Origin of the sequence: Alcanivorax sp. NBRC 102024 (genome assembly GCF_001602235.1) — a bacterium.
Lineage (GTDB): Bacteria > Pseudomonadota > Gammaproteobacteria > Pseudomonadales > Alcanivoracaceae > Alcanivorax.
Window position 1 is genome coordinate 246,543 of the sequence record NZ_BDAS01000005.1, and the last position, 23,605, is coordinate 270,147.

Consider the following 23,605-nt stretch of genomic DNA (forward strand, 5'->3'; position numbering starts at 1 on the left):
AAGGCCAATGGGCTCAGGCATAAAGAAGGCCATACCGTCCTGCAGTCATGAAGGAGTCACCGTGGATAACAGTGTCAACACGCCGCTGAGAGATGATGTGCGTTTGCTGGGGGATTTGCTGGGCCAGTGCCTGCGCCAGCAGGCCGGAGAGGATCTGTACCAGACCATCGAAACCATCCGTCAGGCCTCGGTAACCACCCGCGGAGAACAGGGGGCGGCGCTGTCGTCCCTGCGCGATCTGTTGTCGCCCCTGGATGATGCCACCCTGCTGGAAGTGGCGCGTGCCTTTAGCCAGTTTCTCAACCTGAGCAACATTGCCGAGCAACACCACCGCGAGCGTCTGCACCGTCAGCATCAGCGTTACCCCGGGGATCCGGGTGGTGATCAGGGGATTCGCGATGTGCTGCAGCGCCTGCAGGAGGAGCAGATTCCCGGTGATGTGATCGAAGGCACCCTGCGGGACCTGTCAGTGGAGCTGGTACTCACAGCCCACCCCACGGAAGTAACCCGCCGTACCCTGATCCGCAAATACGACCAGATGGCGGATCTGCTGGGCGAACTGGACCGCCCGGACCTGACCGACGATGAACTGGCCTTTCGCAGGGAAAAGCTCTACCGCCTGATCCTGGCCGCCTGGAGCACCGATGAAATCCGCCGCGAACGGCCCACCCCGGTGGACGAGGCCAAGTGGGGCTTCGCCACCATTGAGCAGTCCCTGTGGCAGGCGGTACCGGAAATGGTTCGGCAACTGGAGCGGGAGCTGGCCGAGCAAGGGCTGCCCCAGCCACCCGCGGACTGGGCGCCGGTGAGACTGGCCTCGTGGATGGGCGGGGACCGGGACGGCAACCCCAACGTGACCGCGCCGGTGACCCGGGAAGTGTTGCTGCTGGCCCGCTGGATGGCTGCGGACCTGTATCTGCGTGATGTGGAGAACCTGCTGGCGGACCTGTCGATGGAAACGGCCAGCGACGAGTTGCTGGCCGAAACCGGTCACAGCCACGAGCCCTATCGGGTGATTCTACGTCAGGTCCGCCAGCGGTTGAAGTTGACCCGCCGGCAGATGGAAGCGCGGGTGGAAAACCTGCCGGTACCGGAAGGCGAGGGGTTCCAGCGCCGCGAGGAGCTGTTGGCTCCCCTGCAACTGATCGACCGCTCCCTGCGTGCAGTCGGGCTGGGCGATATCGCCGATGGCGACCTGAAAAACACCCTGCGCCGGCTCAACTGCTTCGGCATTACCTTGCTCTGTCTGGATATTCGCCAGGAATCCACCCGTCATCGTGATGCGGTGGATGCGGTGACCCGCTATCTGCAGCTGGGCAGCTACGCCGACTGGCCGGAGGAGCGCAAGCAGGCCTTCCTGGTAGAGGAACTGCAGGCCCGTCGCCCGTTGATTGATGACGGTTTTTACCGCAGTGAGGAATGCAGCGACGAGGTGGCGGAAGTGCTGGCCACCTGTCGGGTGATTGCCGAGCAGGGCAGCGAAGGGCTGGGTGCCTATGTGATCTCCATGGCCCGGGCCCCCTCGGATGTGCTGGCGGTGATGCTGCTGCAGAAGATCGCCGGGGTCAGCGAACCCATGCGTGTGGTGCCGCTGTTTGAGACTCTGGATGACCTGGACAACGCCGAGGACACCATGTCGGCCCTGTTGGCGGTGCCGTTCTATCGCCAGCGAGTGGCCGGGGGCCAGGAAGTGATGATCGGCTATTCCGACTCCGCCAAGGATGCGGGCTTTCTCGGTGCCGCCTGGGCCCAGTACCGCTCCCAGGAAAAGCTCACCGCCCTGTTTGCCGAGCACCAGATTCCATTGACCCTGTTCCATGGCCGGGGTGGTTCCATCTCCCGGGGAGGCTCGCCCACCCGCATGGCGTTGCTGTCCCAGCCGCCGGGCTCCGTGGCCGGGCGCATTCGCGTCACCGAACAGGGGGAAGTGATCCGCTTCAAATACGGTCGCCCGGCGGTGGCCGTGTTCAACCTGGCGCAATATGTGGCCGCCACCCTGGAAGCCACCCTGTTGCCCCCCCGGGCGGCGAAACCGCAATGGCGGGAACAGATGCAGACGCTTACCGACGTCTCTGTGGCCGGCTACCGCAGCGTGGTCCAGGAGGAGCCGGAGCTGGTGCGTTATCTGCGCACGGTTACCCCGGAGACCGAACTGTCCCGACTGGCCCTGGGCAGTCGCCCGGCACGGCGAAAAAAGGATGCCGGCATCAGCTCCCTGCGAGCCATCCCCTGGGTCTTTGCCTGGACGCAGATCCGCTTGATGCTGCCCGCCTGGCTGGGCACCGGGGCAGCGCTGGAGGCGGCTCAGGCAGACCCGGAGCAGAATCGCACCGTGCAGGAAATGGTGGCGCAATGGCCGTTCTTCCAGGGTGTGGTGGACATGCTGGAAATGGTACTGGCCAAGGCCGATCTGCGCGTGGCGGCCTGGTACGAGCAGCGCCTGGCCGGGGAGGACGTTGATCTTGCCCGCCTGGGCGAGGTGTTACGCGAGCGGCTCGCCGGCACGGTGAACGCCTTGTCTGCGCTGACCGGCCGTGAAGACCTGCTGGACAACAACCCGGTGATGCGCTGGTCCATCCGCGTCCGCGACCCTTACACGGACCCTCTGCATCTTCTCCAGGCAGAACTGATGGCCCGCCTGCGTCAGCAAGACGGCGATAAAGTCCTGGAAAGTGCGTTGATGGTAACCATCGCCGGTATTGCAGCAGGGCTTCGCAACACGGGATAAATGCAGTGAATAATTAATAATGAATAGTTAATAGTTGCGCGATTGGACGATGGAGGGGATGAATGCGTTGAGGCCGCGCCCAACCCAAAGGCGCGGCCTCATGCGTTACAGATATATCCAAAGCGATAACGCGTAATTATTAACTATTAATTATTCACTATTAACTATCTTCGAATGGCTGCCATCGCAAACCGGTTCCTTGGCGCTGTGCTTGCAGCCGCAGAAAAACACGATCTTGTCCCGTGGGGCGGTGTAGGCCACCGGGGTGATGCCGGTGCCTTTGTGGCTGCCATCACAGTAAGGCTGGTTGTCGCTGCGGCCGCAGGCACACCAGAATACCTTTTCCCCTTTCTTCACCGGCAACGGATAGGGAAACCGGGAAGCAATGACTGGCTTGTCCATAGGGTCTCCTTTTCACTTCCCGCCTTTGCGCGCGGCCTCATGCGTTTCAGCAACCACAGTGCCACTCCCGCGCAGCTATTAACTATTCATTATTAACTATTAATTGCTTTTAACCTTGTCGCACAACTGTCACTCAAACGTCACTACTGTGCCACGTCCACTGGCGAAACTGCCCGAAACTGCCAGTGGAGTACACTATGCTTGCGCAAGCCGCAGGAAAGATCAAAGCACTGAGCCCCCACTTAAGAGGGGCCCTGACCAAGCCGTTTACGGCCACTGCCGATATTCTCCGTTTCCCCCGGGACATGGCGGCGGATGCGGAAAATGCCGGGCGCTTCAGTGCCTACTTCACCCGCTCCCGACGGGAAATCATCAAGGTCCAGCGTTTGCGCTACCGTATTTTCTCCCAGGAATATGGTGCCAGCTTCAGCGCGCCTTTCGGACTGGACCGGGATCGCTTTGATAAACACTGTCTGCATCTGGTGGTACGCGACAACCACAGCGGTGAGATCGTGGGTTACACCCGGGTGCTGCCCGGTGAGCGCCTGCACCGCACCGGCGGTTTCTATTCCAGCGGCGAGTTTGATTTGTCCATGCTGCGTCATCTGGATGGCCGGGTAGCAGAGATTGGCCGCACATGTATTCATCCCGCCCATCGTGGTGGCGCGGTAATTACCGTGCTGTGGGCCCGGCTGGCCCAGTACATGCTCGAAAACGATGTGCGTTACCTGCTGGGCTGCGCCAGCATTGCCCTGAGCGAGGGCTACAATGTTGCCGCCATTCAGCGGCGCATCAGTCAGCGCCACCTGAGTGATGCCACGCTGCGGGTCCAGCCGCACCTGCGCCTGGAGCGGCTGCCGGGCAGTGCCGACGACGACAACGTGAAAATGCCGCCGTTGCTCAAGGCCTACCTGCGCATGGGGGCCCGGGTCTGCGGCGAGCCCTGCTGGGACCCGGATTTCAATTGCCTGGATTTCTTCGTGTTGATGGCGGTGGATGATCTGCCCGCCCGTTATGTGCAGCATTTCTTGCAGCCCGCCCAAGCGGTTTGAGGGGCATCGTATAGAAATAGCGTCCGGTCCAGGCCGTTGGAGCCATGCTTGCATGGCGAATGAGGGGGAAGCACTTGGTGCTTACTGAAACCTTCGCTTTGCGAGCAAAGGTCCAACGGTTTTGGGGCGTCTGATCTGGGAGGCAAACGCTTATGACTCTGGAAAGCAATGAACGATAGCGTCAGCGTCAGTCCTTATGAGGGCAGCGGCCTCTGGCCGCAACTGCGCAGGATGTTCCGGGTTGCCCGCATCGTGCTTTATCTGCTGTGGGGCTTTGTGTTGGCCTTTCTGCTGGGGGCTTTCTGGTCGCCTTACCGCCCCGTGGTGCTGGCGGCCAAACAGCGCTGGTGCCGTCGTTTTCTGGGTATCCTCGGCGTGGAGCTCACCGTCACCGGAAGCCCGGTCGATGCTCCGGTATTTCTGGTCAGCAACCATGTGTCCTGGCTGGATATCCCGTTGATCGCCAGCCAGCGTCACCTGTATTTCCTGTCCAAGGCGGAAGTGGGGGACTGGCCGTTGATTGGCACCCTGGCCCGTGCCATGGGCACCCTGTTCATCAAACGGGGCAGCGGTGAGTCCAGCCGCAAGGCCCGGGAAATCGCCGACCGCCTGAAGCTGGGCCACACCGTGCTGGTATTCCCGGAAGGCACCACCACCGATGGCACCGGCCTGCGCCGTTTCTTTCCGCAGCTGTTCGATGCGCCGTTGATGGCCGATGTGCCGGTACAACCCCTGGCGGTGCGCTACCTGGACGACAGCGGCGCCCCGGACGCCGCCATGGCCTTCATCGGCGACGACGAATTCCACCATCACCTGTGGGCCATGCTGCTACGCAACCGCATCCGCGTGCGCCTGCATTTCTGCGAACCGGTATCGGCTCAGGGCACGGACCGGAAGGGGATTTGTGAGGCGGCGTGGGGGAAAGTGGCAGAGCAGTTGATAGTGGACAGTTGACAGCTCGCGGTTGATTTTTGTCCTTGTTTTCAATGCTTGAGGCCGCGCTTAGCATTTGGGTGCGGTTCCAAACAGAGAAGAGTTTTCCTTCTTTTGGCTGTCAACTATCAACTGTCCACTGTCAACTGTATTCCTCATCCCTGTTATCTGGCGCCACACCTTTAAGCTCGGATACCATGTCTTTTTATTCACAAGGACATTGCCCTGCCATGACCCGCGCCAGCGATCTGAAGAAATCCGACGTTATCGAAGCCAATGGTACCCTTTACGCTATTCGCCAGATCGAGGTGCAGTCGCCCTCGGCCCGGGGGGCGGCGACCTTGTATCGGGTGAAAGCCAGTGCGGTGGGCGGTGGACCCAAGTTTGAAGAACGCTACAAGGGGGATGATGAGGTAACCACCGTGGAACTCCTGCGCCGGCCGGTGCAGTTTTCCTATGTGGATGGGGATGATTACATCTTCATGGATAACGAGGATTTCTCACAGTACCTGCTCAAGGCCGAGGACATTGCCGACGAGTTGGCCTTTATTACTGAAAACACCGAAGGTCTGCTGGCGCTGCGGGTGGACGATGCGGTGATCGGCCTGGAGCTGCCTGCGTCGGTGGTGCTGGAAGTCACCGAGACCGCCCCGGCCATGAAAGCGGCCTCTGCTTCCGCACGCACCAAGCCGGCCACCCTGAATACCGGGCTGGTGGTGCAGGTGCCGGAATATATCGTGGAAGGGGAAAAGGTGCGGGTGAACACCGCTGAGCGCAAATTCATGTCCCGGGCCTGATCCCGGATCATGAGGGTATTACGGGGTGTCACGCTGGCGGCTATGACGCTGCTTGCCGGTTGCCAGCTTGGCTATTACAGCCAGGCCGCCAAAGGACATTTGTCGCTGATGGGCCAGCGTGAACCCCTGGAGGCGGTGCTGGCGGACCCCCAAACCCCTCCACAGATTGCCCATTCCCTGCTGTTCAGCCAGCAGGTGGTACGCTTTGCCGGGGACAATTTGGCGCTGCCCGCCGAGGATGTCTATCACCAGTACGTGGCCCTGGAGCAGGACGCCGTGGTGTGGAATGTGCTGGCGGCACCGGCCTGGTCACTGACGCCCAAAACCTGGTGTTACCCGCTGATTGGCTGTGTCAGCTACCGGGGGTATTTCCAGCGCCCGGCGGCGGAAAAGGCGGCCGCACGCCTCAGCGAACAAGGGCTGGATACCTACGTGGGCGGTGCTATTGCCTATTCCACCCTCGGCTGGTTTGCCGATCCGTTGACCTCGCCCATGCTGCAACGCTCTGAGCCGGCCCTGGCGGAACTGTTGATCCACGAGCTGGCCCACCGCCGCCTGTATATCAAGAACGACACCCGTTTCAATGAATCCCTGGCCACCCTGGTGGGTCGTGAGGGCGCGGTGGATTTCTTTGCCGCCACCGGTACGCCGTTGCCGGCCAATTTCTGGCAGCGTCGTGAGCAGGTTCGCCAGGCTTTTCTGGCCATCGTCACCGATACCCGTGAGGCGCTCAAGCAGCTGTATGCCAGCGAGCAGGACGAGGCGGTCATGGCCCTCGAGAAAGCCCGCATCCAGCAGCAGGCCCGGGAGCGCTTTGCCCGCGAGCAACAGAGCCTGCCGGCCCTGGCCGGTTATCAGGGGTACTTTGACGGGCCGTTGAACAATGCCCAGCTAAACGGTGTCAGTGACTACAATGATTATGTGCCGGCTTTTGCCCGCCTGCTGGAACAATGCCGGCGGGACTGGGACTGTTTCTGGCAGCAGGTGGAAACCCTGGCTGAGCTGGATAGCCTGCAACGTACCGAGACCCTCAAGGAACTCACATGGAACTGATCCGCACCCCGCAACCGGAACTGGCCGAGCTGTTTGAGCACACCCTCAAGCGGAACGGCTTTTCGGTAGTGCGCCGGGAAGAGGGCGGTGAGCAGATTATCGACCTGCAGGATCCGGCCCAGTACAACCCTGCCAAGGCCTTGCTGGAAGAGCTGATTGCCGATCTCAGGCATCAGCAGGGTCGCCAGCCGGTGGAGCCCCTCACCGGCCGGCCCCAACCACTCATGTCCGGGGGCTGGTTTGCCAGCCTGGGCTGGGTCACCCGCATCGTGCTGATTGTCAGCGTGTTGGTGTATCTGACCCCGTACCTGATGGGCGATGGTGTCTACCGGGCGCTGCTGTTCCCGGCGGCGCTGGAGGGGCTGGAAAGCCAGCCCTGGCGGCTTGTGACCCCCATGCTGCTGCACTTTTCCCTGCTGCATCTGCTGTTCAATCTGCTCTGGTGGTCGGACCTGGGGCGCCTGATCGAGCGCTTCCAGTCCAGTGGCCAGCTGGTGCTGGTTACCCTGGTCACCGGCATCACCGCCAATGTGGCCCAGTTTTTCCATACCGGCCCCATGTTCGGTGGTTTGTCCGGGGTGGTGTACGGACTGCTTGGCTATCTGTGGATTTACGGCAAGGTGAATCCCCAATCCGGTTACCCCCTGCGCCGGGAAATTGTCATCTTCATGCTGGCGTGGATGGTGATCTGTTTTGTGGGGCTCTCCAGTGTGGTGGCCAATGCGGCGCATCTGGCGGGGCTGGTCAGCGGTTGTCTGCTGGGGGCCGGTTTCGGTCTCTGGCGCCGGGCACAGGGGGCCGGGGCCGTTTGAGTTACCCCGGTCGTACTGCTATAAAGACAGCCAAAACAATCAGTCACAATAATGAAAGGATATCGGCGACCTATGCAGTGGCGCGTCCTACCCGGGTTGGTTCCCTCTCTCCTAGTTGCAGCGGTCGTTTCCTTGCAGGGCTGTTCCCTGGCCAGCATCGACGACAACCTGCCCTATGGGGTATTGAACAACAATGATCTCGAGCTGGTGGCCGAGGGCCTGCCCACCTATCTGTTGATGGTAGACGGCCTGATCGAAAACTGGCCCGACAGCGCTTCCATGCTGGCCAGCGGGGCAGACCTTTATGGCGCCTATGCGGGCCTGTTTGTGGAAGACCCGAAACGGGCCCGCAAGCTCAGCGACAAGGCGCTGGGTTATGCCTTCCGTTCCGCCTGTGCCCATGATGATGATTACTGCGAACTGCGTGCGCTGTCCGTGCCCGAGTTCGAGGCACTGCTGGAAGACGCTGACAAGGGCGATGTGCCCATGCTGTTCACCCTGGGCAGTGCCTGGGCCGGGTATATTCAGCAAAACACCAGCGACTGGAATGCGGTGGCCGAGCTTGGCCGCGTGGAAGCCATCATGGAGCGTGTAGTGGCTCTGGATGAGGGCTACCAGTATGGCCAGGCGCACATGTACCTGGGGGTACTGAGCAGCATCCTGCCCGCGTCCCTGGGAGGCAAGCCGGACCAGGCCAGGGCCCATTTTGAACAGGCCATGACCCTGTCAGAGGGCCAGAACCTGCTGGCCCCGGTGCTTTATGCCGAAAAGTATGCCCGTTTGGTGTTTGACCGTGAGCTGCATGATAGCCTGCTCGAGGATGTCCTCGCCGCTGATCCGCAGGTGCATGGTCTGACCCTGCAGAATACCTATGCGCAGGAGCAGGCCGAAGCCCTGCTCGCCGACGCTGACGATTATTTCTAGGAGTACTTATGCTGCGTCTTGCCACGATTCTGGTCGCGTTGTTGCCGGTCTGGGCTTCGGCCGCCAACACCCTGAAAATCTCCACCCTGTACCCGGATGGCACCACCATCGTCACCGGCCTGAAAGAGGCGGGGAAGGAAATCGCCGAGAAGACCGACGGGCGTGTGAAGCTGAAAGTGTATCCCGGTGGCGTCATGGGCGATGACCGCGCGGTACAGCGCAAGATTCGCATCGGTCAGCTCCACGGCCAGGTGGCCCAGGGCGGCGCCTTTGCCTCCGCCTACAAGGACAGCCAGATTCTCAACGTGCCGCTGGCCTTCAACAACTACGACGAAGTGGACGCGGTGCGTGCCGAGCTGGACCCGGTGATCAAGCAGGGCCTGGAAGAGGGCGGCTGGGTCAGCTTCGGCCTGATCGATGGCGGCTTTGCCTACGTGATGTCGGAAAATCCGGTAAAGAGCATCACCGACCTGCGTGACCAGAAACTGTGGTTGCCGGCCAACGATGAAGGCTCCGCCAAGGCGGCCAAGGCCTTCGAGCTGTCGCCGATCATGCTGAATATTGGCTCGGTGCTGACCTCCCTGCAGACCGGGGCGGTCAATGCCTTCGCAGCACCGCCGGTGGCAGCCCTGACCCTGCAGTGGTATTCCCGGGTGAACTATCTGACCGACATGCCGCTGCTGTACACCTTCGGCACCCTGGGTATCCACGAAAAGTTCTTCAAGCGTCTCAGCGCCGAGGACCAGCAGGTGGTGCGCCAGGTGCTGGACAGCACCTTCGCCAGGCTGGATGCGGAAAGCCGCCAGGAAAACCTGAGCGCTTTCCAGGCCGTCAAACAGCAAGGCCTGGAAGTGGTCGAGCCGTCCCCGGAGCAGCTGGCAGAATGGCGCGACTACGCCAAGCGTGCCACCGCTGAACTGGTGGAAGAAGGGGAGATTTCCCAGGACATGCTGGACCGGCTTAACAGCATTCTGGCCCAACAGCGCGAAGGGCAGTGATGGCGGCCTTGCTACACAGGCTCCACCGTACCCTTCACCAAATCGAGGACGGCCTGATCGTGGCCGTCCTTTTGTTTATGGTGCTGCTGGCGGTGGCGCAGATCGTGCTGCGGAATTTCTTTGGTACCAGTCTGGTGTGGATCGAGCCACTGCTGCAGAACGCGGTGCTGTGGATCGGCTTGCTCGGTGCCATGATCGCTTCCCGCAATGATGAGCACATCCGCATCGATGTGGCCTCGTCGCTGCTGCCGGAGAAATATCACCCCTTCCTGACCACCTTCGTGGATCTGTTCACCGCCTTTATCTGTGTGCTGGTGGCCTGGTACAGCGTGGGGTTTGTGATCGAGGAATACGACTACGCCGGCGCGGCCTTTGCGAATGTGCCGAGCTGGCTACTGCAGAGCATTATCCCGGTGGGGTTCTCGGTGATGGCCGTGCGCTACGTGGTGCTGTTTGCGCTGGGGTTGCTGGGTAAGCGGCCGAAGATGCAGGAGCCGGTGCCATGATCCCCGTTGCCATTCTCCTGCTGGTACTGCTGGCGCTGATGGGCGCTCCCCTGTTTGCGATTATTCTCGGTGCCGCAGCCCTGGGCTTTTATACCTTGGGCATCGAAATGTCGGTGCTGCATATCGATATCTATCAGCTCAGTAATTCGGTGGTGCTGATGGCGCTGCCGCTGTTCACCTTTGCCGGCTTTTTGCTCAGCGAATCGAAAACCGCCGACCGCATGCTGCGACTGAGCCAGGCGGCCTTCGGCTGGATGCCGGGCGGCATGGCCTTTGTGTCGCTGATCGCCTGCGCCTTCTTTACCGCCCTTACCGGCGGGTCCGGGGTCACCATCGTGGCGCTGGGGGCGTTGTTGTTGCCGGCACTGGTGAAAGGCAATTACCCGGAAAAATTCAGCCTGGGCCTGGTGACGTCTTCCGGTAGCCTGGGCCTGCTGCTGGTGCCCTCCGTGCCGCTGCTGATCTACGGCATTATTGCCCAGCAGATGTCCCAGCAGCTGGATATGCCGTCGGTAGAAATCGTCGACTTGTATCTGGCCGGCCTAGTGCCGGCGCTGCTGATGGTTGTGCTGATGTACGGCTATTGTGTGTGGGCGACGCGTGGCACCGAGGTTCCACGTCAGAGTTTCGATTTCCGTGAACTGGTGGATGCGCTCTGGGAGGCCCGCTGGGAGCTGCCGCTGCCGCTGGTGGTGCTGGGCGGGATCTTCTCCGGCTTTCTGGTAATCAGTGAGGCGGCGGCGGTGACGGCGCTGTATGTGCTGGTGGCGGAAGTGTTCCTGTACCGGGAAATTTCCCTTCGCCGGCTGCCAGGCATCATGCGTGATTCCATGATCATGGTGGGCGGCATCCTGCTGATTCTGGCGGTGGCCCTGGCCTTCACCGATTACCTGGTTTACGCCGGGGTGCCGGAGAAGCTGTTCACCCTGATCCAGACCCACGTGGAGAGCAAGATCACCTTCCTGATCCTGCTCAACATCCTGCTGCTGTTGCTGGGGGCGTTGCTGGATATCTTCGCGGCGCTGGTGATCATGGTGCCCCTGATCCTGCCGGTGGCGTTGCGCTACGGCATCGATCCGGTGCACCTGGGGATTATCTTTGTGGCCAACATGCAGATCGGCTACATCACCCCGCCGGTGGGCATGAATCTGTTCATCGCCAGCTACCGGTTCAAGAAGAAAGTCACCGAGCTGTTTGCGGCCACGTTGCCTTTCATGGTGGTGTTGATCATTGCCTTGTTGATGATTACCTATATTCCGCAGCTCAGTCTTTGGCTGGTGCGCTAACCTATCGACGAAGCCGCTGTAGGAGCGCCTCTTGAGGCGCGAAGCGGCTTTCCGTTAACCAAAGAGTGCACCCTACGGTAGGTGTAGCCAGCGTGGGAGTCTCCGTGAAGGGGGCTGGCATCACTTCCGTAGCGTCTTTACCTGAATGCTCTTGCCTTGTCCTTTCTGTATCTGGAACCACTTGGGGTAAGCGCGGATCATGTCGCTGAGTTTCTTGTGGCCGAACAGGCGGGTGTCGAAATCCGGTTTGCGCTTGCTCAGGTGCTGGCCCACGGTGCCCAGGTTGGCCCAATCGTCTTCGTCGGAAATATCGTCAATCACGTTGGCAATCAGTTGCAGCGGTGGCGGTTCCTTGCTGACCGGGTCGCTGGGAGCCGGCTCCTCGGCTTTGCCGGCGGTGTCCTGCGGAGCGTGGTCCGAACGCAATACTTCGGTATAGATGAACTTGTCACAGGCGGCCACAAAGGGCCCGGGAGTTTTGCGTTCCCCGAAGCCATAAACGGTCTGCCCTTCCTCGCGCAATCGAGCTGCCAGACGGGTGAAATCGCTGTCACTGGATACCAGGCAGAACCCGGACAATTGTTTCGTATACAGCAGATCCATGGCATCGATAATCATGCTGCAGTCCGTGGCGTTTTTGCCCTGGGTATAGGCGAACTGCTGGATCGGCTGTACGGAGTGCTTCAGCAGCACGTTTTTCCAGCCGCCCAGATTGGGCTTGGTCCAGTCGCCGTAGATACGCTTGACACTGGCCGTGCCGAATTTGGCAATTTCCTCGAACAGGCCGTCGACGATTTTCGGTGGCGTGTTGTCCGCGTCGATAAGGACTGCCAGTGAGGTGCTGCTGACCGGTGAAGAGTCCGTGCCCATGTTGCTGCCTGCCATGATGCATTCCTTTTGCGTGGGATGCCCCAACATAACGGATTCGGCGGGGAGGGGACAGGCGCGGATGGACCGCTGTAGGCGCTATGCTTGCCCCCTTGTGGGAGCAAGCAAGGTGATTCACTTCGGGGCTCACGTTCGATAAAGACTCCCCCTGCTATGCCATTGCCCGTTGGAGCTTTGCTCGCAAAGCGAACCGCTTAAGCAACAGTCATCGCTCCCGGAGCAGTCCTCCCGCAGACATCCCCGATCCCCCAGATGGCATGAGCAGAAAATCTCAGGCGTTGTCGCGACGCAGTACAAAGAAAAAGGGTTCTTTGGTGCCTTTCAGATCCATGATGCCGAGTACCGTGTTGTCGTCTACCTTCCGGAAAACATCATTAATGGGCAGGTTATCGTAAATCATGGTGGCAGAGGGTTTGCCCCGGTAGGTCGTCATGCGCAGGCGAGCGGCGGACTTGCGGCCGGACAGCAGCGGCAGAGTCCACTGGAACAACTTGCCGACAACGCGCGACTTGAGGAATGGCATCTTTTCCAGCAGGCCCATGCCTGGCATAACCAGTAACGGCCTCACCGAGGTCAATGTCCCGGACACCTTGCGAAATACCAGTGGATGCACATGTTCCAGGCTTTCAAAACGTTTGCCGTGCCAATGGCAACGTTCCAGCATTCCATCCATGGTATGGCCGGTCTCGAAACCTTCACCTTTCCAGGCGCCGATCATGAAGTTCGTCTCAACAGGTTCCAGCGCATCAAAAATGGCCAGCGCATCTTCAGGGGGAACCCGGTCGACTTGCGTTGCTGTCGCAAAACTGCGTACTTTCATGTCGTTCTGATCTGCCTGTGACGCATTCATGATGAACTCCTGAAGGTGAAAAGTGATGGACCGCAGTTTCAAGTCATCACTGCCATTCCACTCCACGGCATAAGCGGAATAAACATTCAAAACGTGCAAGGCGCGGAGGATTCAGCGATTCCCTAGCGCTTTAATGGACGCAAACAATCGTAAGCGCCATTTCCTGTCAACGTACCACCATCCACATAAATAACCTGCCCGGTAATGTAACTGGCGGCCTCACTACAGAGGAAAACGGCCGTATCGGCGATCTCCGTTACCGTGCCAAGTCGTCTGGCAGGAACCCGGCCGATCGCTTCGTCAAGGCCATCTTGAGAGCTCGATAGGTATTTCACTCCTTCGGTTCCTTCTATGCCCCCCGGCGCAATAAGATTCGCTCTCACTCCAGCGGGTCCCCACTCGACGGCAAGGGTTTTCGTCAGCATGTTGACCCCGGCTTTAGCCGCCGCAGCATGGGCCTGGAAGGGGACGGCATGTTCCGCCTGGCCTGCTGTGATGGCTATCAGAGAGGCGCCGGGTTTGGTGAGATAGTCGAAGCTGGCCCTGAAAACGTTAAATGTACCAATAAGGTCGATATCGACGACGGTTTTAAACGCATTCGCAGATAACCCCACAATGGGTGAGAAAAAGTTACCTGCCGCGCCGGATACCAATATATCAATCTTGCCGAAGGCCTCTGCCGTGGTTTTTATGGCTGTCTCAACCGCTGCATAATCTCGCACGTCGCAGGACATACCCAGCGCACTTTCGCCTGAAGCCTGCTCAATGTCGGCCTGGGCAGCCGCCGCCCTTTCCGCATCTCGACCAATCACTGCAACCCGGGCACCAGCGCACGCAAACGCTTTTGCGATACCCAAATTAATCCCTCGAGTACCGCCCGCAACGAATGCCACTTTGCCGGCCAGGAGATTTTCACTAAAACATTGACTCATAAGAGCCTCCTGACAATTTTTTAAACCATCTTTGCAAGGAAATTCGCGTCCCCGTATACAGGGCCTGCTGATCCTGAAAATGCCTGTTAACGGTCAACGGCCTTCACCGATTTCTTGTGAACAAGATTGGCCATGGCGCCAAGGGGCATCATGCGGATAAACAGGCTTTGCAAGGTCACGGACAGGCCGGGCAGGGCGTAGCGTTTTCCCCTTTTGAGGGCCGCATAGCCGGCTCTGGCCACGTCTTCCGGGGTAGCGATTTGGGCAGACACAAACTCCCTGATGCCGCTGGAAGAGGTGTGTTTGCTCTGGGCGGTGTCCAGGAAGGCGGTTTTGGTGGTGCTGGGACAGAAGCAGGTGACCTGCACGCCGTAGGGTTTCAGCTCTTCGTGCAGAGAGGCGCTGAAATTGATCACGAACGCCTTGCTGGCACTATAGGCGGCGAAGAAGGGCATGGGGCAGAAGCCGGCCAGGGAGCCGATATTCATGATCTTGCCCCTGCCACGGGCTTTCATTGTCTCGCCCACCAGCATGCACAGCTTGCTGAGCAGGATGTTGTTCAGGGTGAGCATGCGCTCCAGCTTCTTGCTGTCCTGCTCCACGTGCTCGCCCATCATGCCGAAACCCACGTTGTTGACCAGTACGTCCAGCTCGATCTTTTCCTGGTCCAGCCACTGCATGATCTCTTCGGCGGCGCAGGGCTGAGACAGGTCCATTTGCACCCCTCGGTAGTCCACATCGTTGCGCTGTGCTTTCAGGTCATGACCCAATGCATCCAGCTCATCCTGCAGCAGGCTGAAAACGATGATGCGGTAGCCGTCCGCGTTGAAAAGCTTGCAGAATTCCCGGCCAATGCCGCCGGCGCCGCCGGTAATCAGAACAGTTCTTGTCATGGGACTCTCCTGTCAGGCGTTGCCGGTGTTGTCGTCCGGGCCAAGCTGGAACGGGCGGATAATCATGTTGCTGGAGTGCTCACGATGGTATTGCTCGCGGGCTTTCCAGGCCTTGCCGTAGCGATAGAACGGCATGGTGGGGTAGAGGTGATGCATCAGGTGGTAGTTCTGATACATCAGGATCGGTGTCAGGAACCATTCCTTGCCCATTCGCATCAGGGCGGTGGCATTGGGATCGTCGTCCTGACGAGCGGTATGCGGATAGTGGGGCAGCACCATAAACACCAGACACATCAGAAAGAACGCAATGTAGGTGGGCAGTAGCCATAACATCAGCGCTTCATAAGGGCGCCACAGGACGAGGGCAGTGAGTGCCAGACCAGCCACCGCCAACTCGCGCTTGATTTCCGAGGGGTCCACATTGGGTAACACCTCCGGTTTGCGCAGGTAGTTGATCAGATAGAAGAAAGGCCAGAATCCCCACAGTGGCATGGTCCACAGACTGCTGGCCATCCAGTGATCCGGATCCTTTTCCGGGTCATTGGTAAAGCGGTGGTGACGCATATGCATCAAGCGAAACAGTGTGCCCTTGCCGAACGGTACCGCTAAAAACGTGGCGATGGAGAGAATCAGGTCGTTGTGTTCCGGCTTTTGAGCGGCGCATCGGTGAATCGCTTCATGTGCCGGGGTAAATATTGCATAGCCGGAGATGCTGACAATGATCAGCCCGACCCAGGCCGGCCACTGGCCACTAAGTACCATTGTCCAGGCAAGAATGTTGGCGGCATGGGAAGCCACCAGGATAGCCACGGTGGGCCAGGCAATCCTGGGGGATAGCTTTAGCCGGGCCAGCGTCTTGAGGTCATCTTGTTGTCTGCCAGTTGTATTTGTCATGGGCGCTCTCCTGAATAGGTCCAATACAGAGTGTTTACTTTTCGGGATGGCAACATAAGCGCGGAAATTGCCAATCGGGGGATAAAAAGTGCCAATGCGCGGAATAAAAAAACGGGCGGCTACTGCCGCCCGGAAAGGGGAACATCAGACAGAGAAGGGTTTACGGCCTCAGGACGGGGAGCCCGTTAATACCGTTGCCTGAATGTTCACGGTGAGAGGGTTTGCATGCTTTTCGAGCCAGGATCTGTGCGATGCACCCCAGATAACCCAGAATGCCGGCGACGGTTCACCCTGCCAGTGCTTGCGAGATCTTCAGGGCCTCAGAACCCGCGGCCAGTCAGCCCTGGTGTTCTCCGCGATACATTTCCCATGTTTCCTCGTTTACTGGGTGACCAGTGTCACTGGAATGCTGGGCGCAGGAGAGCGCGGATACCGACAAGATGGGGATGGAAAGTGACAATCTACGCTGAGCGCTTCTGGCCATACGCTGCAACAGTGAGCGGTGTCGGCAAAACAGTGTCTCGCTAAGCGGTGTATGACAGGGGGGCTACTGACCTAGATCTTTTGATATCGCCTTGCAGGACTCATTGTCGTTTGGGGTTATTGCTGGCGGAAACGGCTGGGGCTGGTGCCGAACCAGCGTTGAAAAGCGCGTCTGAAGCTGGCCACATCGGTGTAACCCAGATCTTCGGCAACGGCAGCGACGGTATAGTGGGGCAGGCTGAGTAACTGAGCGGCTCGGCGACTGAGGGTCTGATCCAGCAATTGCTGGAAGCGGGTGTTTTCCTGCTTGAGTTTGCGGATCAGAGTGCGTGGGCTCATGTGTAACTGATCGGCGATGCTTTCCAGAGTCGCCTTGCCGGGTTCCTGGTGAAGCAGGGATAGCACTCTGTCGCTAAGCGTTCCCTGTTTGCGCAATGTTTCCTGGCGAACCTCGCACTGTCGGATGGCGACCCAAAGCAGATCCCTGTCGTGACTGTGGAGAGCTTCATCGCCGTAACTGGCGGGCAAGCTGAGTGCAGCGTCAGGCGCATCGAAGACAATATCCATTCCACGAAAAACCTGCGGATAGGCGTCGGCCCAAGGCGGAGCGGGATAGTTGAAATACACGCAACCGTCATTCAGTGGCTGGCCGCGCAACATTACATAGCAGGCGTAGGAAGAGGCCATCGCTGATTCGGTAAGAAAACGGATGGCGCTGTCATGTGGATAGGCAAATACCAAACGTAAAGTGATGCGTTCCGGCGTTTCTTCCATCACCGTGTTGAAGATGCGGGTGCGAGTATTATTAAAGCGTGCAAACAGCCGCATGGCGTCGCGCAGCGTCGGGCTTGCCATGGCTGCCATGCCCAAGGGGCCATGCATGGCAGGCAGGGCGCGCAGGCCGGATTGCAGGGCAATATCCGGATGGTCGGTGAGTTGATGGGCATTGGCAATCAATTGCCGGGTTCCATCCCAGTCAATAAACCCGTCGCTGTGTAGTAGCGTTTCCTCATCAATCCCGGTTCCTCGCACCAGCGCTGTCAGGCCAGTATCGTCCAGGCCCAGGGTCTGGGCGATCATGCGGCAGTAGGTCAATGCCAGGTCCGGGGTCATGGTCGAGCAGGTCCTGTGCGGCGGTGATCACGGGGAATCGGGAACACTCAGATAGTCGCACCTGGATTTCCGGCAGGCAATGACACAACCGCGCGGTCCATGGCAAGGCTGAGCGTAGTGGACAAAAAACGGGCGTCAGGGGTGACGGCCTAAGGGGGGGAAGCATGAACCCTCACGGGTTCGGGTATCACAGAATCAACGCAGGGATGTCTGTCTGGAAAGGCATGACGCTTTCCAACAATCACAGATTAGCGACAGGCCAGAATGAAACACAGAAGACTGTATTGAGGGGTGTGATCAGATTTTTCGATCAATAAGAAAAGTTGAGGCGGGGTTCAGACCAGCGACTTTCGCATGGCATGGCGAGTCAGCGGGATGCCATCGCGTTCCGCCTGTTCCTGACCTTCGCTGGTAAAGCCCATGTAGGCAAAGAAATCATGGGCGGTGAGGCTGGCGTGGGTGGTCAGCTCGGTGATGCCTTCGATGCGGGCGCCGTCTTCCAGGTGCTGGTAGAGCAGGGTGGCGATGCCCACTCGGGAGGCCTCCGGATGGACGAAGACCATGTTGATGTAATCGCGGATTCGGTGGGCAAACCCCACCAGCTTGTCATCCCATTCCGCCACCACGGTGTCGCCCTCGCTGAGTACCGAGATCAGGCTGTCGTAGTTCTGGGCCTGGCTCCAGGCATCCCGTTGTTGCTGGTCGTAATCCGCTGCCGCACTGACCTGGATGGCTTCGCGGAATACGCCCAGCAGCTCGGCCATGTCCTTGCTGTCCAGGGGGCGTATCTGGAAGGGCATGAGGGCCGCGATGGGATACGGCTCCGACGCGCGGGGAGCGGGTTCCGGCGCAGGCTGAGCGGCGGAGTGGGCCGGGGCCTCCGGTTGAACGGGGGTGCGGTGAAAAAGCTGGCGTAGCCATTGCAACATCATTGCTCTGCCCGGGCAGTGTCATCTGCCTCTTCGGATTGTTTTTTCAGTGCCTGGATTTCCTGCTGTAGGGCATCCAGGTATTGGTCTTGCTGACGGAGAAGTTGCTGCGCAGTGGCCTGCCGCTCCTGTAATTCTGCCGCCCGCTCTGACAGCTCCTGCTGTTCGCGCAGGCGAGCGTCACGCTCCTCTTCCGTGAGCAGACGGGCGTTGCTGTCCTGTTCGGCAAACAAGATGCTGGACAGGATCAGCGCGATGGCAGCAAACAGGTAACGCACGGACTTCCCCCAAACTGGCCGTGAAGGGGAGTCAGCATAGCAAAAAGCGGGCGGGAAGGGGGAGGGCTAGCTACGAGCTACGCTGGCTGGATAGGGAGAGGCCAAGGAGTTACCACGAAATCCGTGTTCTCTACGAAGCCGCTGTGGGAGCTATGCTTGCATGGCGAACCGCGCTTGCGCGGAAATCGCCCGCAGGGCGATCAGGCATTTCAATCCTAGACAGGTCATTCCGGAAAGAACGGAGGGCGGACTTCCTCCCCTTGTCGCCTCGCGACGCTCGGTTCGCACCTCAAGCGGTGCTCTTGCGGGGCGGGGGAAGATCGGTGCAGTTCGCCCGAGGCTCAGTGCACCCTACGGTGGGGCCAAAAATGCAGGAGGCCGCGTCCGGTGTTCGGGCGCGGCCTCCTGGGTGAGAGCAAGCAACGCGTTCAGCCTGCGTTGCAGCTTGTCGCTTGCGGTTTCTCCTACATCATTTGCCGCAGCACATAGTGCAGGATGCCGCCGTTCTTGTAGTACTCCACTTCGGCGGCGGTATCCAGGCGGGAGAGGGCGTCCACCTTCTGTTCCTTGCCATCCTTGCGGAATACCACGGTGACGGTGTCGCTGGGCTTCAGGTCATTGCCCAGGTCCGGGATATCCACCTCTTCCGTGCCATCCAGGTTCAACGTCTTGCGGTCGGTGCCTTCCGGGAATTGCAGTGGCAACACGCCCATGCCGATCAGGTTGGAGCGGTGAATGCGCTCGTAGCTTTCCGCGATCACCGCTTTTACGCCCAGCAGGTTGGTGCCCTTGGCGGCCCAGTCGCGGCTGGAGCCGGTGCCGTATTCCTTGCCGGCCACCACGACGGTGGGGACGCCTTCCTTCTGGTAGCGCATGGCGGCGCCGTAGATAGAGATCTCCTCGCCACCGGGCAGGTGTTTGGTAAAGCCGCCTTCGATATCCGGCGTCATCTCGTTGCGGATGCGGATATTGGCGAAGGTGCCACGCATCATCACCTCGTGGTTGCCCCGGCGCGAGCCGTAGGAGTTGAAGTCCAGGGGTTCCACGTCATGCCCCTGCAGGTAATGCCCGGCGGGAGAGTCCGCCTTGATGGCCCCGGCGGGGGAGATGTGGTCGGTGGTGATGGAATCGCCCAGCAATGCCAGGATGCGGGCATCCTTCACCGGCTGCACATCGTCCACCTGCTTGGTCAGCCCGTCGAAGAACGGCGGGTTCTGAATGTAGGTGGAGCTGCTATCCCAGTCGTAGGTTTCGGAGTCCGGGATTGGCAGGCTCTGCCAGACCTCGTCGCCTTCAAAGACGCTGGCGTACTGGCTACGGAACATGCTGTTGTTGATCTTCACCAGCTCATTCTGGATTTCCTCGGAGCTGGGCCAGATATCTTTCAGGTACACCGGCTGGCCGTCCTTGTCCTTGCCGATAGGGTCCTTGTCCAGATCGATCTTCACCGTGCCGGCCAGGGCGTAGGCCACCACCAGCGGCGGGGAGGCCAGCCAGTTGGTGCGAACGCTCTGGTGGACCCGGCCTTCGAAGTTCCGGTTGCCGGAGAGCACCGAGGCCACTACCAGATCGCCATCACTGATCGCCTTGTCGATTGCCTCCGGCAACGGGCCGGAGTTGCCGATACAGGTGGTGCAGCCGTAACCCACCAGATCGAAACCGATATCGTTGAGGGGTTTCTGCAGGCCGGTCACATCCAGGTAATCGGTCACCACCTTGGAGCCCGGGGCCAGCGACGTTTTCACCCAGGGCTTGCGGTTCATGCCTTTCTCGGCGGCTTTCTTTGCCACCAGCCCGGCGGCCAGCATGACGCTGGGGTTGGAGGTGTTGGTGCAGGAGGTGATGGCCGCAATCACCACGTCACCGTGGCTCATGAAGTGCTTCTGGCCGTCGATCACCACTGGTACCTGGCCGCCACTGGGTTCATGGTTGCCCACGGCAGTCTGGCCGCCTTCTCCTTCCAGCGTGCTGATTTCGTCGTCGTTGAGCTTGAGGGTCTCGGTGACCACATCAATGAAGGTGCGTTTCACCGCTGTGAGCGGTACCCGGTCCTGGGGCCGTTTGGGGCCGGCCAGGCTGGGCACCACATCGCCCAGATCCAGTTCCAGCACATCGGTGAACTCCGGGTCCGGATCGGCGCTGGAGCGCCACAGGCCCTGGGCCTTGCAGTAGGCTTCCACCAGGGCAATGGTGTCCGCATCACGGCCAGACAGCTCCATGTATTCGGTGGTGCGCTCATCAATGGGGAAGAAGCCGCAGGTAGCACCATACTCCGGTGCCATGTTGGCGATGGTGGCCCGGTCGGCCAGGGTCAGGTCGGCCAGACCGTCGCCGAAGAACTCCACGAACTTGCCCACTACGCCGCGGCGACGCAGCATCTCGGTGACGGTGAGCACCAGATCCGTGGCCGTAATCCCTTCGCGCAGCTTACCGCTGATCTTGAAGCCGATCACCTCGGGAATCAGCATGGCAATGGGCTGGCCAAGCATGGCGGCCTCTGCCTCGATACCACCCACACCCCAGCCCAGTACGCCCAGGCCGTTGATCATGGTGGTGTGGGAGTCGGTGCCCACCAGCGTGTCCGGGTAGGCGTAGGTGTTGCCGTCATCGCTTTCGGAGGACCAGACCCCCTTGGCCAGGTATTCCAGGTTCACCTGGTGACAGATGCCGGTGCCCGGTGGCACCACCCGGAAGTTGTTGAAGGCTTTCTGGCCCCAGCGCAGGAACTGATAACGCTCCCGGTTACGCTGGTATTCAATCTCCACGTTGTCTTCAAAGGCCTGCGGATTGCCAAACTTGTCCACCATTACCGAATGGTCGATGACCAGATCCACCGGTGTCAGCGGATTGATGCGGGAAGGATCCCCGCCGGCCTTGTGGATGGCGTCGCGCATGGCGGCCAGATCGACCACGCCGGGGACCCCGGTAAAGTCCTGCATCAGCACCCGGGCCGGACGGTAGTTGATTTCCTTGTCGGAACGTTTGTTCTCCAGCCAGCGCATCACGGCTTCCACGTCGGCGCTGGTGACGCTGTCGCCGTCTTCAAAACGGAGCAGGTTTTCGAGAAGGACTTTGAGGGAGAAAGGGAGCTTGCTGAGATCACCCCAGCCCTTGTCGGCGACCGTATTGATATCGAAGTAATGATAGGTCTTGCCGTTGGCTTCCAGCGTTTTCTTGCTGTTAAGGGTGTCCTGGCCAATCCGTGTCACTACACACCTCCTGGGCTCTGGTTGGAGTCCCGCACTGATGGATAGAGCGGCCACCAGCGGGAACACTGGCGCAGGATCCATATCGCAATGCCACAAACCGAGGCACTGATGACCCTGCGTTATGACGTTAAGTCATTTCATACTACGCCCTTATGGTGGGGACATGAAACTGCCGGCCAGGGTCTTTGGCGCTATCCGGGGTCTGGAATGTAACAGCTTGTTGAATAAAGGGGTTTTGAGGTTGCGAGCAGCGGGTGGGCCTGGGTAAGGAGGGCGGAAGGAACCCCTGCCGGCGTTGATCCCGGCAGGGATGTCAGCCGTTGCCGGTGTCCTGCCAGAGCAGCCAGAGGCGGGTGTCCAGCTCAAGCTGGTGGTAGTCCGGTGCCATGTGCGAGCAGAGCTGGTAAAACGCCTTGTTATGCTCCGTTTCCTTGAAGTGGGCCAGTTCGTGGACCACGATCATCCGCAGAAAGGCTTCCGGTGCTGCCTTGAACTGGCTGGCAATGCGCACGCTGTTATGGCTGCGCAGTTTGCTGCCGTGAACACGGGTTTGCCGGGTGTGCATACCCAATGCCTGGCTGAGTGTTTTCAGCTTGGCGTCGTAATGGACCTTGCCCAGCGGCGGCGCCTTGCGCAGAAATTGTTGCTTGAGGCTGTTGGCATACTGGAACAGGGCCTTGTCGCCCTGAATATCATGCTTGTCCGGGTAGCGCTGTTGCAGATAATCACCCAGCTGCCCCCGCTCCACCAGGGTTTGGGCCTGCTGCTGGATCTGGGTGGGGTAGCCGGTCAGGTACTGCAGGGGGTTCATGGGCCGGTTATCGCTTCCTGGAAACGTTGGGCGTTAGTGCCAATGCTCTTATTCTGCCGAGTGGGTATGATCGCCGCTCTCTTTGCAATGGACAATCCCATGTCGTCACCCCAGGACTCTGATTATCCCCGTCGCGGCAATGCCTTCTCCCGGTGGCTGGCCGGTGGCTTTTTGCGCCTGGCAGGCTGGCGGGTGACCAATCCGATGCCGGCATTGCCCAAGGCAGTCATCATCGGTGGGCCGCATACGTCAAACTGGGATGGCATCTATACCCTGGCGGCGATGATGCAGCTGGGGCTGGATGCTCACGTGATGATCAAGGATAGCGCCTTCAAGGGGCCGTTTGGGTCAATGCTGCGCTGGATGGGAGCGTTGCCCATTGCCCGCCACAAGGCCGGCGGGGTCGTGGAGCAGACCGTGGCGCAGTTCAACAGTCGTGACAAGCTGGTCATGGTGGTGGCGCCGGAAGGCACCCGGGGTGGAGCCACACAATGGAAAACCGGCTTCTACCGCATCGCCGAGCAGGCCGGTGTGCCTATCGTGTTGGCCACAGCGGACTACCAGAAAAAAGAGATTACCTTTGCCCGGGTGATTGAACCCTGTGGGGATGTGGAAAAGGATATGGCGGAAATTTTTGAGTGCTATGCGTCCATTCACCCCCGTCATCCGGATAAATTGTCGGCACCCCTGAAAGCCCTCCGCGAGCGGCGTTAATCGCCGCGCACCCGGTGACGGGTTTCCCTGTCACTCTCTCCCGTTGGAGCCTTGCTCGCAAGGCGAATACCCGGGAAGTTCTGACATTCTTCGCCTTGCGAGCAAGGCTCCAGCGGCAGT

22 protein-coding genes are annotated in these 23,605 nt (G+C 59.8%); 11 read left to right on the forward strand and 11 right to left on the reverse strand.

From position 1 onward, the window contains the following. Nucleotides 1–61 precede the first annotated feature (61 nt). The gene (gene ppc / locus A0251_RS10555) at nt 62–2,728 is read left to right on the forward strand and encodes a phosphoenolpyruvate carboxylase (protein WP_062816801.1); all 2,667 of its coding nucleotides are present in this window, start codon (nt 62–64) and stop codon (nt 2,726–2,728) included. A gap of 150 nt (nt 2,729–2,878) precedes the next feature. Here ppc and A0251_RS10560 read toward each other — a convergent pair whose 3' ends face one another. Continuing rightward, nucleotides 2,879–3,130 (reverse strand): CDGSH iron-sulfur domain-containing protein, encoded by a 252-nt coding sequence (locus tag A0251_RS10560; protein ID WP_062816802.1) that lies wholly within the window; start codon nt 3,128–3,130, stop codon nt 2,879–2,881. Between the two features lie 197 nt (nt 3,131–3,327). Here A0251_RS10560 and A0251_RS10565 point away from each other — a divergent pair, with 197 nt between their 5' ends. The 9 genes from A0251_RS10565 (at nt 3,328) to A0251_RS10605 (ending at nt 11,491) form a co-directional block, all read left to right on the forward strand. Continuing rightward, complete coding sequence (locus tag A0251_RS10565; RefSeq protein ID WP_062816803.1) at nt 3,328–4,182, forward strand: GNAT family N-acetyltransferase; 855 nt, start codon at nt 3,328–3,330, stop codon at nt 4,180–4,182. Between the two features lie 168 nt (nt 4,183–4,350). Beyond that, on the forward strand, nt 4,351–5,136 hold the full coding sequence (locus A0251_RS10570) for a 1-acyl-sn-glycerol-3-phosphate acyltransferase (RefSeq protein WP_062816804.1): 786 nt from the start codon (nt 4,351–4,353) through the stop codon (nt 5,134–5,136). A 209-nt stretch (nt 5,137–5,345) separates the two neighbouring features. Further along, nucleotides 5,346–5,912, forward strand: coding sequence for an elongation factor P-like protein YeiP (yeiP, locus tag A0251_RS10575; RefSeq protein ID WP_062816805.1), 567 nt, complete (start codon nt 5,346–5,348; stop codon nt 5,910–5,912). Nucleotides 5,913–5,921: 9 nt separating this feature from the next. Next, nucleotides 5,922–6,965 carry an aminopeptidase gene (locus A0251_RS10580; protein WP_062816806.1) on the forward strand — a complete coding sequence of 348 codons (1,044 nt, stop codon included), beginning with the start codon at nt 5,922–5,924 and terminating at the stop codon, nt 6,963–6,965. Further along, entirely contained in the window at nt 6,956–7,777 is an 822-nt protein-coding gene (locus A0251_RS10585) for a rhomboid family intramembrane serine protease (RefSeq protein ID WP_062816807.1), read from the forward strand. The genes A0251_RS10580 and A0251_RS10585 overlap by 10 nt, the downstream gene beginning before the upstream one ends. Before the next feature lie 72 nt (nt 7,778–7,849). Further along, nucleotides 7,850–8,701 (forward strand): TRAP transporter TatT component family protein, encoded by an 852-nt coding sequence (locus tag A0251_RS10590; RefSeq protein ID WP_062816808.1) that lies wholly within the window; start codon nt 7,850–7,852, stop codon nt 8,699–8,701. 8 nt (nt 8,702–8,709) lie between these two features. Further along, nucleotides 8,710–9,699, forward strand: a complete 990-nt coding sequence (gene dctP / locus A0251_RS10595) for a TRAP transporter substrate-binding protein DctP (RefSeq protein ID WP_062816809.1) — start codon at nt 8,710–8,712, stop codon at nt 9,697–9,699. A gap of 59 nt (nt 9,700–9,758) precedes the next feature. Then, nucleotides 9,759–10,205 (forward strand): TRAP transporter small permease, encoded by a 447-nt coding sequence (locus A0251_RS10600; protein WP_231865993.1) that lies wholly within the window; start codon nt 9,759–9,761, stop codon nt 10,203–10,205. Further along, nucleotides 10,202–11,491: a TRAP transporter large permease gene (locus tag A0251_RS10605; protein ID WP_062816811.1), complete on the forward strand. Its 1,290-nt coding sequence runs from the start codon at nt 10,202–10,204 to the stop codon at nt 11,489–11,491. The genes A0251_RS10600 and A0251_RS10605 overlap by 4 nt, the downstream gene beginning before the upstream one ends. Before the next feature lie 120 nt (nt 11,492–11,611). Here A0251_RS10605 and A0251_RS10610 read toward each other — a convergent pair whose 3' ends face one another. From A0251_RS10610 to A0251_RS10655, 10 genes are all read right to left on the reverse strand, one after another. Continuing rightward, complete coding sequence (locus A0251_RS10610; RefSeq protein WP_062816812.1) at nt 11,612–12,376, reverse strand: NYN domain-containing protein; 765 nt, start codon at nt 12,374–12,376, stop codon at nt 11,612–11,614. A gap of 274 nt (nt 12,377–12,650) precedes the next feature. Beyond that, nucleotides 12,651–13,229 carry a DUF4334 domain-containing protein gene (locus tag A0251_RS10615; protein WP_082810848.1) on the reverse strand — a complete coding sequence of 193 codons (579 nt, stop codon included), beginning with the start codon at nt 13,227–13,229 and terminating at the stop codon, nt 12,651–12,653. A gap of 122 nt (nt 13,230–13,351) precedes the next feature. Next, nucleotides 13,352–14,161, reverse strand: a complete 810-nt coding sequence (locus tag A0251_RS10620; RefSeq protein WP_062816813.1) for an SDR family oxidoreductase — start codon at nt 14,159–14,161, stop codon at nt 13,352–13,354. 86 nt (nt 14,162–14,247) lie between these two features. Further along, the gene (locus A0251_RS10625; protein ID WP_062816814.1) at nt 14,248–15,054 is read right to left on the reverse strand and encodes an SDR family oxidoreductase; all 807 of its coding nucleotides are present in this window, start codon (nt 15,052–15,054) and stop codon (nt 14,248–14,250) included. Between the two features lie 12 nt (nt 15,055–15,066). Continuing rightward, nucleotides 15,067–15,948, reverse strand: a complete 882-nt coding sequence (locus A0251_RS10630) for a fatty acid desaturase (protein WP_062816815.1) — start codon at nt 15,946–15,948, stop codon at nt 15,067–15,069. Nucleotides 15,949–16,548: 600 nt separating this feature from the next. Further along, nucleotides 16,549–17,544: an AraC family transcriptional regulator gene (locus A0251_RS10635; RefSeq protein ID WP_062816816.1), complete on the reverse strand. Its 996-nt coding sequence runs from the start codon at nt 17,542–17,544 to the stop codon at nt 16,549–16,551. Between the two features lie 335 nt (nt 17,545–17,879). After that, entirely contained in the window at nt 17,880–18,476 is a 597-nt protein-coding gene (locus A0251_RS10640) for a GNAT family N-acetyltransferase (RefSeq protein ID WP_062816817.1), read from the reverse strand. Then, nucleotides 18,473–18,751 carry a hypothetical protein gene (locus A0251_RS10645; RefSeq protein ID WP_062816818.1) on the reverse strand — a complete coding sequence of 93 codons (279 nt, stop codon included), beginning with the start codon at nt 18,749–18,751 and terminating at the stop codon, nt 18,473–18,475. The genes A0251_RS10640 and A0251_RS10645 overlap by 4 nt, the downstream gene beginning before the upstream one ends. A 464-nt stretch (nt 18,752–19,215) precedes the next feature. After that, entirely contained in the window at nt 19,216–21,960 is a 2,745-nt protein-coding gene (gene acnA / locus A0251_RS10650; protein ID WP_062816819.1) for an aconitate hydratase AcnA, read from the reverse strand. A 313-nt stretch (nt 21,961–22,273) separates the two neighbouring features. Continuing rightward, nucleotides 22,274–22,771, reverse strand: coding sequence for a M48 family metallopeptidase (locus A0251_RS10655; RefSeq protein ID WP_062816820.1), 498 nt, complete (start codon nt 22,769–22,771; stop codon nt 22,274–22,276). Nucleotides 22,772–22,870: 99 nt separating this feature from the next. Between A0251_RS10655 and A0251_RS10660 the strand changes: the two genes are divergently transcribed. Further along, nucleotides 22,871–23,485, forward strand: a complete 615-nt coding sequence (locus A0251_RS10660) for a lysophospholipid acyltransferase family protein (RefSeq protein ID WP_231874212.1) — start codon at nt 22,871–22,873, stop codon at nt 23,483–23,485. Nucleotides 23,486–23,605: the final 120 nt, after the last annotated feature.

Excerpts from the sequence above, each read along its gene's own strand:
- A0251_RS10560 (WP_062816802.1), bottom strand. The coding sequence starts at position 3,130 with ATGGACAAGCCAGTCATTGCTTCCCGGTTTCCCTATCCGTTGCCGGTG.
- A0251_RS10565 (WP_062816803.1), top strand. The coding sequence starts at position 3,328 with ATGCTTGCGCAAGCCGCAGGAAAGATCAAAGCACTGAGCCCCCACTTA.
- A0251_RS10570 (WP_062816804.1), top strand. The coding sequence starts at position 4,351 with ATGAACGATAGCGTCAGCGTCAGTCCTTATGAGGGCAGCGGCCTCTGG.
- yeiP (WP_062816805.1), top strand. The coding sequence starts at position 5,346 with ATGACCCGCGCCAGCGATCTGAAGAAATCCGACGTTATCGAAGCCAAT.
- A0251_RS10580 (WP_062816806.1), top strand. The coding sequence starts at position 5,922 with ATGAGGGTATTACGGGGTGTCACGCTGGCGGCTATGACGCTGCTTGCC.
- A0251_RS10585 (WP_062816807.1), top strand. The coding sequence starts at position 6,956 with ATGGAACTGATCCGCACCCCGCAACCGGAACTGGCCGAGCTGTTTGAG.
- A0251_RS10590 (WP_062816808.1), top strand. The coding sequence starts at position 7,850 with ATGCAGTGGCGCGTCCTACCCGGGTTGGTTCCCTCTCTCCTAGTTGCA.
- dctP (WP_062816809.1), top strand. The coding sequence starts at position 8,710 with ATGCTGCGTCTTGCCACGATTCTGGTCGCGTTGTTGCCGGTCTGGGCT.
- A0251_RS10605 (WP_062816811.1), top strand. The coding sequence starts at position 10,202 with ATGATCCCCGTTGCCATTCTCCTGCTGGTACTGCTGGCGCTGATGGGC.
- A0251_RS10610 (WP_062816812.1), bottom strand. The coding sequence starts at position 12,376 with ATGGCAGGCAGCAACATGGGCACGGACTCTTCACCGGTCAGCAGCACC.
- A0251_RS10615 (WP_082810848.1), bottom strand. The coding sequence starts at position 13,229 with ATGAATGCGTCACAGGCAGATCAGAACGACATGAAAGTACGCAGTTTT.
- A0251_RS10620 (WP_062816813.1), bottom strand. The coding sequence starts at position 14,161 with ATGAGTCAATGTTTTAGTGAAAATCTCCTGGCCGGCAAAGTGGCATTC.
- A0251_RS10625 (WP_062816814.1), bottom strand. The coding sequence starts at position 15,054 with ATGACAAGAACTGTTCTGATTACCGGCGGCGCCGGCGGCATTGGCCGG.
- A0251_RS10630 (WP_062816815.1), bottom strand. The coding sequence starts at position 15,948 with ATGACAAATACAACTGGCAGACAACAAGATGACCTCAAGACGCTGGCC.
- A0251_RS10635 (WP_062816816.1), bottom strand. The coding sequence starts at position 17,544 with ATGACCCCGGACCTGGCATTGACCTACTGCCGCATGATCGCCCAGACC.
- A0251_RS10640 (WP_062816817.1), bottom strand. The coding sequence starts at position 18,476 with ATGATGTTGCAATGGCTACGCCAGCTTTTTCACCGCACCCCCGTTCAA.
- A0251_RS10655 (WP_062816820.1), bottom strand. The coding sequence starts at position 22,771 with ATGAACCCCCTGCAGTACCTGACCGGCTACCCCACCCAGATCCAGCAG.
- A0251_RS10660 (WP_231874212.1), top strand. The coding sequence starts at position 22,871 with ATGTCGTCACCCCAGGACTCTGATTATCCCCGTCGCGGCAATGCCTTC.